Below are 9869 nucleotides of genomic sequence, written 5' to 3'. Positions count from 1 at the left end.
GCGACAAGGTGGTCATGTGGTACGTCTCGGGCAACCGCGACGAGACGGTGATCGAGAACCCGAACGCCTACATCATCGACCGCGAACGGCCGCGCCAGCACATCTCGTTCGGCTTCGGCATCCACCGCTGCGTGGGCAACCGCCTTGCCGAGCTGCAGCTCACCATCATCTGGGAAGAGATCCTGAAGCGCTTCCCCGAGGTGCGCGTGGTGGGCGAGCCCAAGCGCTCGTACTCCACCTTCGTGAAGGGCTACGAGACCCTGCCGGTGGTGATCCCGAAGCGGAACTAGCCGGATCGTCGCCGGGCGCCTGCACGGGTGGGCGCCCGGCGACTCCCGGTCAGGCGGCCTGGACCGCCCGGCGAGACCGGTTGGCGCGGAGGATCGAACCGGCGCCGAAGAAGCCCGCAAGCATCATGGCCCAGGTGGCGGGCTCAGGGACCCCGGCGACGGCCGTTGTGCTGACCGTGTAGCCACCCTGCGCGTCGGGCGTGAAGTAGACGTTGGCCCCGTTCAGATCGAAGCTGTTGGCAGCGGCCAGGTCGTAGACAGCGCGGGCCGAGCCGGTGGAATACGGGCCGCCCGTGAGCTCGGTCTCACCCGGATCGGCGACGCCGCCACCCGCGCTGATGCCCGTGAGCACCGTATGGGCGGCGGGGATGCTGTCGCCGCTGTAGCCGAAGATGATGCGGCCATCGGCGAAAAGCTGTGCCTGCGCGGCGTAGCTGCCGCCGACGCTATATTCGCCGCCAACCCAGGTGAACACGGCGCGATCGGCCACCTCGGTGTTGAGATAGCCCGTGCCGACGATGTCGAACCACTCGGGCGCGATGCGGGCCGCGCCGCCAAGGAACGCACCCACGTCGCCGCTGCAGCAGCCCGTACCGTTGGAACCGCCGAGGCTCACGAAGCCGTTCGTCGACATCTGGAAGCCGGTATAGCTCTGGCCGAACAGCGTGAAGGCGAACGGCAGCGAACCGTCGGCGGTCTGATCGTCGCCGCCGACGATGGCGGCGCCGTAGTTGGTCTCGAACACCGGGGAAGTCGCGGCGCTGGCCGAGCCGGCCAGCAGGGCGGCGGACGCGAGGACCGCGGCGCCCATGGCAAGAGTCTTCATTTGATAAGCCCCACTTAAAACGCGGCGCCTGAGCGGCGCTCGTGCATGAAGGGGTAGGCCGGCGACGCATCGCCGCGCCGCCCCCTTTTGGTGGTGTTAATCGTTCGTAAACGGCGTTCTTTAGGCGTCAGTTAGTTACGCCGGCCGCAAGACCTCTTTGGTTTGAGGCGCTTAGGGGCCAGTGTGGTGAGTACAGAGCGCGTACCGTTGAGACGATCCGAGCCCGCCGACTCCGCCCTGGACGCCCCGGCGCAACTGCTGCGGCGCGCTTGGGGCGCGCGCGCCAGGACACCCGACGCCGAGGTGCGGCTGGTGGACGAGATGCTGAGCGGCGGCGACGCCGGCTTCGGCTTCGGCTCGGCCGCGCTCGTGCCCGAGGAGGCGGTGGCGACCGCCGTTCTGGGCGCACGCGGCGGGGCGACCTGCGCCGACCCGGCCTTCACGTCCGCATTCCCCGACCCGGCCGCGGCGCCCGACCTGCGGCGACTGGCCGAGCGGGCGCGGAAGGGCGGTGCGGCGCTGGGGCTGCTGGAGGCGGCGGACGGGACGCCGGTTCCCGCATGGATCGCGAGAGGCGCCGTGGCGACCCGGTGGGCGCGCACGCCGGACGCGCTGGCGGCGCTGGCCCGCCCCGACGCGGTCCTGGTCCTGATCTTCGCCCCCAGCCGTTCCGGCGACCTGGCGGCGCGGGTAGCGGAAGCGTTCGGCCTGACGCCGCTGGAAGCCCGGCTGGCCGAGGCGTTCCTCTTTGCGCCCACCCTGGAGATCGCCGCCGCGCAGGCCGGGATCGGCCGGGCCACCGCACGGGACACCCTGGCGCGGATCATGGCCAAGACCGGCGCGGCGCGGTCGAGCGATGTGGTCCGGCGTCTGTCCGAGGTGATGAGCGCGACGCACGAGGAGCCGGAGGCGAACACCGCGCTGCTGGCGGACGCGTTCGGCCTGACCGCCGCGGAAGCGGGCGTCGCGCTGGAGCTGGCGGCCGGCGCGACGCAAAAGGAAGCGGCGCTGAAGCTGGGCCTGCAGCCCGAGACCGTGCGCTCGTACGCGAAGGCGGCGCTGGCGAAGACCGGCGCGGCGCGGGCCAAGGACCTGGGGCGCCTGGTAGCGGAGACGCGCGCGCTGGCCGGGCTGGTGGCGGTGGCCGAGCCGGTGTTCACGACGGGCCGGCCGGAGACCGGGCCGCATGCGCGCCTTCGGCTGATGCCGCGCCCGGGTGGGCGGCGGCTCGCGTTCCTGGACTATGGGCCGGCGCGGAACCGGCCGGCGATCATTTTCCACGGCTTCGTCGCGGGCCGCAGCCTGCCGCCGCGCCTGGCGGCCGAGCTGCAGGCGCGGGGCCTGCGCCCGATCGTGCCGCAGCGGCCCGGGTTCGGCCTGACGAGCCCCGCCGACGGCGACTATCTGGCGACGGCGGTGGAGGACCTGGAAGACCTGGCGGCGGCGCTGGGCGGACGCGAGCTGGTGCTGTTCGCGCGCGACGGCGGCACGGCCGCGGCGCTGGCGTTCGCGGCCCGCAACCCCGGCGAGGTGGTCCGCGGCGTGCTGCTCAACCCCCGCTCGCCGCGCGGCCCGACCATCGGCGTGCGCAGCGGCCCCGTCAGCCGCATGACGCGCCTGATCCTGGAACAGCCCCACCTGATCGAGGGGCTGGGCGAGTTCATCCGGCGGCGCACCCGGAGCGACTTCCTGGAGGCGGCGCTGGGCCAGACGCTGGGCGGCATCGCGCCGGACGCCGCGGCTCTGCGCGATCCCGCCGTTCGCGCGCAGCTCGTGCGGGACATCCAGGCCCAGTTCGCCCACGCCAGCGCCGGGTACGCCGCGGAGCACGCGCTGTACGCCCAGGGCTGGACGCCCGCGGCGGTCACCGGCGGAACCTGGCTGATCACCCACAGCGGCGCGCTAAGCGCGGCGCCCGACCCGGCGGCCTGGGCCATCCTGCCCTCGCCAAGGTTCGTCGCCCTGGAGGGCGCCGGGGTCCTGGCCCAGTTCAGCCACGCCGAGGGGCTGGCCGAACTGATCTCAGGCGGGAGCTAGAGCCCTACTTCGCGCTGGCGATGTAGGCGTCGACGCGGGTCTCCAGGACGTCCAGCGGCAGGGCGCCGGCGGCCAGGACGGTCTCGTGGAAGGCCTTGATGTCGAACTTCGGCCCGAGGGCTTTCTCGGCCTTGGCGCGCAGTTCCGAGATCTTGAGCTGGCCGATCTTGTAGCTGGTGGCCTGGCCGGGACTGGTGAAGTAGCGGTCGACCTCGCGCGCGACGTCCAGGTCGGAGCTGAGGGTGTTGGCCTTCATGTAGGCGATGGCCTGGTCGCGGCTCCAATGCTTGGCATGTATGCCGGTGTCGAGGACGAGGCGCACCGCGCGCCAGATCTCCAGGCTGAGGCGGCCGAAGTCGTCGTAGGGGTCCTGGTAGAAGCCGGCTTCCTTGCCCAGCTTCTCGGCGTAGAGGCCCCAGCCCTCCGTATAGGCACCGTAGTAGGAGAACCGGCGGAACATCGGCAGGTCCGTCTGCTCCTGGGCGCGGGCGATCTGGAAGTGATGGCCCGGCGCGCCCTCGTGATAGGCGATGGCGGGAAGCTGGACCTTCTGGACCTGGGTCATGTCGGCGAGGTTCACGTAGAAGATGCCCGGCCGCGAGCCGTCGGGGGCGCCCAGGTTGTAGAACGCGGTCGAGGCGGTCTTCTCGCGGAACGGCTCGACGGCGCGGACCTCCAGCGCCTGCTTCGGGAGGGTAGAGAACTGCCGGTTCGCCACGGCCATGTAGTCGGCGATGATCTTCTTGGCGTCGGCCAGATACTGCTGCTTGCCGGCGTCGGTGTTGGGATAGTGGGTCTTGGGGTCGGTCTTCACGAAAGTGAAGAACTCGTCGAGGGAGCCCTTGAAGCCGACCTTCTGCTTGATGGCTTCCATCTCGCCGCGGATGCGGGCGACCTCGCTGAGGCCGGTCTGGTGGATCTGGTCCGGCGTCAGGTTGGTGGTGGTGAAGAACGCGACCTGGTCGGCGTAGAAGGCGTCGCCCTGCGGCAGGGCCCAGACGCCGTTCACGGCCGTCGCCTTCTTCTGCATGCCCTGGAGCGAGGCGATGTAGCGCTCGTAGCCGCGCTTCCACTCGCCCTTCAGAGCGGCCTCGCCGGCGGCGAGCAGCTTGGCCTTCGCGGCGTCGTCGGTCTTGAGGGCGGCGACCTTGGCCTTGAAGTCGGCCCACAGGGCGTGGTCGGGGCCGGTGTCGAACGGCGCGCCCTTGATCTGGTTCTGGGCGTCGGGGATCACGCGGCCGAACACGAAGGCGGGCGGCAGGAAGCCCTTGGCCGTGCGCTGGTCGATGTCGTCGGAGACTTCCTTGGCCACCCGCTCGACGGCCTTCAGGCGCGAGACGTAGGCCTCGGCGTCGGCGACGCTGTCCACCTGGTGGGCGTTGACCAGCATCACAGGCAGGCCGTCGAGCGCGCTGCCCGTCGAGGACACCGCGTAGCTCTGCCAATACCACTTCATCTGCATGCGCTGGGTGGCGACGCCGCGCTCGAAGAGGTCGTAGGAGAGCTGCGAGGCCGGCGAGAGCTTCGAGCGGTCGAAACTCGACTTCATCTTCGCGAGCTGGGCCTCGGCCACCGCCACGAGCTGCTTCTGCCCGGCCTCGGTGTAGTCGCCGAGTTCGGCGTACCGCTCCTTCATGCCGAGCTGAGTCAGGGTCTCCGGGCTGAGCCGGGCGATTTCCAGGAACGAGGCCTGGAAGAACGCCGCCAGCCGCGCGTCCTCGGACTGGGCCTGGGCGGGCGCTGGGGCGGCCGCCGGCGCCTGGGCCAGGGCGGGTGTGGCGAGCATGGCGACGCTGAGCGCCACGGCGGAGCAGGCGGTGCGGAACATGTAACCCCTCGAAGATCCTGTGACCGCAGGCATAGGCGGCGCGAGCTGGCGGCCGAAGTGAATTTTCCTCAATCTACCAGGCGGGCCACATGGTTCAGCCGCGCCCAGCTCCGGCGGTGGGCCGGCGCGGACTCCGGGGCAGCCGATGGCGCAAGATCCTGCCGCCAACGGGCCTCGGCGGCGTCGGCCTCGGCCCAGCATTGGGCGATGGCCTCGTCGAGCCCGCCGCGCGCGAAGGCCTCGTCCATGCGGGCCTGGAACGTCGCCTCCAGGGCGTCGCGCTCCGGGGCGATGGCGGCGAGCGCGGGCGTGAAGTCGGCGAGCATGGCGCGGTGCAGGCGCTCGTGCCGCCACCAGCGCGAGGCGGTGTCGGCGCGGTCGCCGGGCGCGGGGCCGAAGGGCGGGACGGCGGCCCCGAAGACGAAGGGCTTGAAGAGGCTGGTGCAGGGCGCGGAGCTGCCGGTCACCCAGTGGACGGTGCGGCCGGGCGCCAGCTCGCTCACCAGCGAGGCCACCGACTGGCTGCGGCGCGGCCCGGCGGAGGCGTGCATGCAGATCGTGCGGTTCTTCGTGTTGGCCGGCGTCCAGTCCGGGTCGTCCCCGTGGTCGCGCAGGATCGCCATCATGGCGGCGGGCGTCAGGCCCGGCGCGGTCCGGTCCAGCAGCGCCTGGCCCCGGGCGCAGCGGCCGCGGCCGAAGCTGACCGCGTCGCGGGCCTCGTCGATCAGGCTGGCGGCCACGTCGTAGGGCGCGCCGCGGTCCAGGCCGGCGCTCAGGGCGTCATAGTTCGCACCTATGGAATAGGCGTTGGAGAGCGCGCGCTGGCCCCTCACCTCCTTCCACACCCAGTCGCGGCCCACGGTCTCCAGCACATAGGCCCCGGAGGGGTCGGCGATGATGAAGCCGTTCTGGTAGTAGAAGCGGCCCAGGTGGCCGCAGTCGCCGCCTTGGCCGTGCGCTTCCAGCAGGCCGACGATGACATCGCGCGCCTCGGCCGCGGTGGCGCCCCGCTCCAGGCCCAGGCGGACGAGGTCCATGCCGATGAGGGCGCGGCGGCGCTGGGCCGGGGTCTTGGCGTGGAGGGCCTCGTTGCCGATGACCACGCCGTGCTCGTTGGCGCCCATTTCGGCGCCCCACATCCAGAACGGGCGGCTCAGCAGGACGGCGTGTGCGCGCGCAACGTCGGGGATAGCGATGTAGGTGGCCTGGAGCGGGCGGCCGGCGGAGCCCTCGCGCGGCGGATGCAGTTCGAGGACCTGGGCCTCGTTGCGCTCGCGGTCGCTGTTCTTGGCGAAGAGGGCCGCGCCCCGGGCGGTCGATGCGGCGAGCGCGGCCAGGGTGTCGCACACGGCGTCAGCTCGCCTTGCAGGCCTTGATATCGGTGGGCTTCGGCCGCTTCACCGGCGCCTCGAAGATCGCGAGATAGCCCACCCCGCCCGCCATCGGCGCCGAGCTGACCTGCCGGTAGCCAACCGCCTCGAATTCGCACTTGAGCTGGGCCGGGGCCATGCCGTGGCTGGAGACGGCGCGGTCGAGGTCGATGACGCCAACCCGCGCGCCGGGCTTCAGGGCCGAGGCCAGGTTCCACAGCAGGGCGTAGGGGTTCTCGACCTCGTGGTACATGTGGACCAGCACAGCGCGGTCGATTGTCTTCGCCGGCAGCTTGGGATCGTCGGCCGTGCCGACGACGATGCGGACGTTGGTGAGCTTGCGCCGCTGGGCCTCGCGGCGCAGGCCCGAGATATAAGCCTCGACGATGTCCTCGGCGTAGACGACGCCGGTGGGCCCCACGGCGGGCGAGAGGCGCAGGGTGTGATAGCCGGAGCCGGCGCCAATATCGGCCACGTGCATGCCCGGCGCGATCTCCAGGCCGCGGATGAGCTGGCCCGACTCGTCGGCCGCGTCGCGGTCGGGGCCGGTGGACCACTCCGGCGCGACGATGCCGGCGGCCGGACGATCGGGAAGGGGGAAGCCGCCCGGCGCGCGGGGCGCCGCCTCGGCGGGACGGCTGGCCGGCGTCGGCGAACAGGCGACCAGCAGCGCGGCGGTCAAAAGGGCGAGACTGAAACGCATCGGCCCCATTTAGCGGGCTGTGCGCCGCGAGGCGATACCGGCCGCGCGCGGGAATTCCCGTCGGCTCCCCACCGCGCCCACGCATGAACGCGTAGCGCTGGCGCCGAAGACCTTCGGAAAAGGCTCATCCGGCGAGGCCGGTATACACCTCGCCCGAGCGGATGAAACGGAAGGGGAACGTGCTATAGGCAGGGTATGGCCGACACCGCGGGCGCTCCCGCCGACCTGCTGCCCGAACGGTTCCGCGCGTGGTTCGCGCGGCGAGGTTGGACGGCGCGCGCGCATCAGTTGGAGATGGTGGCCAAGGGACGCGAGGGCCGGGACGCCCTGCTGATCGCGCCCACCGGCGGCGGCAAGACGCTGGCCGGGTTCCTGCCGAGCCTCATCGAGCTGTCGGAGCGGCCGCCCGCCAACGCGCCTAGAGGCCTGCACACGATCTATATCTCGCCGCTGAAGGCGCTGGCGGTTGACGTGGAGCGGAACCTCAACACGCCCATCCTGGAGATGGGCCTCGACGTCGTCGCCGAGAGCCGGACGGGCGACACCGGCATCTCGCGGCGCCAGCGCCAGAGGGTGAAGCCGCCGGACATCCTGCTGACCACCCCCGAGCAGTTGGCGTTGCTCTGCGCATGGGAGGGGGCGCGGCTCTATTTCGAGGACCTGCGCTGCGTGATCCTGGACGAGATCCACACGCTGCATGCGAGCAAGCGGGGCGACCTGCTGGCGCTGGACCTGGCGCGGCTGCAGACCTTGGCGCCGAACATGCGCCGCGTCGGGCTGAGCGCGACGGTCGACGACCCGGCGGTCATCACGAACTGGATGGCGTCGCACCGGCCCATGGACGTCGTGGGGCCGCCTGACGCCCCCTCCGTCGGCTTCGCCGCCACCTCCCCCGTCCTCTTCGGGACAGGGGAGGCGCGAGACAGCTCCGCTCCTCCCTCGCTTGCGGGGGAGGTGGATCGGCGCATCGGCGTCGAGACGGAAGGAGCGCGGCACGGCCCTTCTTCCATCGCCCTCGTCCGCGGCCCCGCCGGCGCCGAGCCGGTGGTGGACATGCTGCTTTCCGAGGGGCGGGTGCCGTGGGCCGGCCATACGGCGCAGCACGCGATGCAGGAGGTGTACGACGTCATCCGGCGTTCGAAGACCGCGCTCGTCTTCGTCAACACGCGCTTCCAGGCCGAGTTCGCGTTCCAAGAGCTGTGGCGGCTGAACGACGACGCCCTACCGATCGCCCTGCACCACGGCAGCCTGGCCGCGGAACAGCGGCGCAAGGTGGAGGCGGCGATGGCGCGGGGCGAGCTGCGGGCGGTGGTCTGCACCTCGACCCTGGATCTCGGCATCGACTGGGGTGACGTGGACCTGGTGATCCAGCTCGCCAGCCCGAAGGGCGCGTCGCGGATGGTCCAGCGGATCGGCCGGGCCAACCACCGGCTGGACGAGCCCAGCCGCGCGCTGTTCGTGCCGGCCAACCGGTTCGAGATGCTGGAGTGCCAGGCGGCGCGCGAGGCCATCGCCGAGAACCGCCTGGACGGCGACCCGCCGCGGGTCGGCGCGCTGGACGTGCTGGCCCAGCACGTCATGGGCTGCGCCGTGTCCGAACCGTTCGACATGCTGGAGCTCTACGAGGAGGTGCGCTCGGCGGGGCCGTATCGCGACCTTTCCTGGGAGGACTTCGAGGCCGTGGTCGATTTCGTGTCGACGGGCGGCTACGCGCTCAAGACCTACGACCGGTTCCGACGCATCGTGCAGGGCCCCGATGGGCGCTGGAAGGTCCGGGACCAGAACGTGGCGCAGCGGCATCGCCTGAATGTCGGGGCCATCGTCTCGCCGGCCATGCTGGCGGTACGGATCGCCATGCGCGGCAACCGCGGCGGGCGGAAGATCGGCGAGGTCGAGGAGGGCATGCTGGAGATGCTCGACCCCAGCGACACCTTCGTCTTCGCCGGCCAGGTCTGGGAGCTGGTGGGGGTGACCAACCTGGATGTCCTGGTGCGGCCGGCCAGCCACAAGGACCCGAAGATGCCGTCGTGGGGCGGCTCGAAGTTCGCGCTGTCGACCTACCTGGCCAAGCGCGTACGCCAGCTCATGTTCGACGAGAGCCATTGGAGCGTGCTGCCCGCCGACGTGCGCGAGTGGCTGGAGATGCAGAAGGACCGGTCGCGGATCGTCGGCGAGGACGAGATGCTGTTGGAGACCTTCCCGCGCGGGAAGCGCAACTTCATGGTCGTCTATCCCTTCGAGGGGCGCCTCGCGCACACCACCCTGGCCATGCTGCTGACCAAGCGGCTGGAACGGCTGGGCATCGGGCCGCTGGGGTTCGTCTGCAACGACTACGCCATGGCGATCTGGGCGCTGAACCCGATGGACGGGCTCGACTACGACGAGCTGTTCGCCGAGGACATGCTGGGCGACGACCTGGAGGCCTGGCTGCACGAGAGCTTCATGATGAAGCGCGCCTTCAAGGGCTGCGCGATCATCGCCGGGCTGATCGAGAAGCGGTTTCCGGGCGAGCAGCAGAAGACGGGGCGGCAGATCACCTTCTCCACCGACCTGATCTACGACGTGCTTCGCCGGCACGAGCCGGACCACCTGCTGCTGCGGTGCGCGCGGGCCGATGCGGCGACCGGCCTCATCGACGTGGCGCGGCTGGGCGACATGCTGGCGCGAATCCGCGGCCGCATCGTGCATGCGCCATTGGAGCACCTGAGCCCCTTCTCGGTGCCGATCCTGCTGGAGATCGGTAAGGAGCGCTCGCCCGGCCAGGCCGGCGAGATGATCCTGGCCGAGGCGGAGGAAGACCTGATCGCAGAGGCGA

General features: G+C 71.2%; 7 protein-coding genes. 3 read left to right on the top strand and 4 right to left on the bottom strand.

What is annotated here, in order from left to right; genetic code table 11:
• Positions 1 to 290 (top strand): cytochrome P450 (locus tag Q0L11_RS05860; protein ID WP_296596014.1); only part of this gene is annotated, 290 nt, incomplete at its 5' end.
• A 49-nt stretch (positions 291 to 339) separates the two neighbouring features.
• Here the strand turns inward: Q0L11_RS05860 and Q0L11_RS05855 are convergent.
• A complete protein-coding gene (locus tag Q0L11_RS05855) occupies positions 340 to 1116 on the bottom strand; it encodes a PEPxxWA-CTERM sorting domain-containing protein (RefSeq protein WP_296596013.1) in 777 nt (258 codons plus the stop codon).
• 186 nt (positions 1117 to 1302) lie between these two features.
• Between Q0L11_RS05855 and Q0L11_RS05850 the strand changes: the two genes are divergently transcribed.
• Positions 1303 to 3153: an alpha/beta fold hydrolase gene (locus Q0L11_RS05850; protein ID WP_296596012.1), complete on the top strand. Its 1851-nt coding sequence runs from the start codon at positions 1303 to 1305 to the stop codon at positions 3151 to 3153.
• Between the two features lie 4 nt (positions 3154 to 3157).
• Here the strand turns inward: Q0L11_RS05850 and Q0L11_RS05845 are convergent, their stop codons facing one another.
• The 3 genes from Q0L11_RS05845 to Q0L11_RS05835 form a co-directional block, all read right to left on the bottom strand.
• Positions 3158 to 4981 carry a DUF885 family protein gene (locus Q0L11_RS05845; RefSeq protein WP_296596010.1) on the bottom strand — a complete coding sequence of 608 codons (1824 nt, stop codon included), beginning with the start codon at positions 4979 to 4981 and terminating at the stop codon, positions 3158 to 3160.
• A gap of 68 nt (positions 4982 to 5049) precedes the next feature.
• Positions 5050 to 6330 carry a hypothetical protein gene (locus tag Q0L11_RS05840; protein WP_296596009.1) on the bottom strand — a complete coding sequence of 427 codons (1281 nt, stop codon included), beginning with the start codon at positions 6328 to 6330 and terminating at the stop codon, positions 5050 to 5052.
• A gap of 4 nt (positions 6331 to 6334) precedes the next feature.
• The gene (locus Q0L11_RS05835; RefSeq protein ID WP_296596008.1) at positions 6335 to 7054 is read right to left on the bottom strand and encodes a methyltransferase domain-containing protein; all 720 of its coding nucleotides are present in this window, start codon (positions 7052 to 7054) and stop codon (positions 6335 to 6337) included.
• A gap of 195 nt (positions 7055 to 7249) precedes the next feature.
• On the opposite strand from Q0L11_RS05835, the gene Q0L11_RS05830 reads away from it, so the two are divergent.
• Positions 7250 to 9869, top strand: a 2620-nt coding sequence (locus Q0L11_RS05830; protein WP_296596007.1) for a ligase-associated DNA damage response DEXH box helicase, incomplete at its 3' end; no start/stop codon positions are given.

Source organism: Phenylobacterium sp. (genome assembly GCF_024508875.1).
Classification (GTDB): Bacteria; Pseudomonadota; Alphaproteobacteria; order Caulobacterales; family Caulobacteraceae; genus Phenylobacterium.
This window is presented reverse-complemented; position numbering and strand designations above follow the sequence as displayed.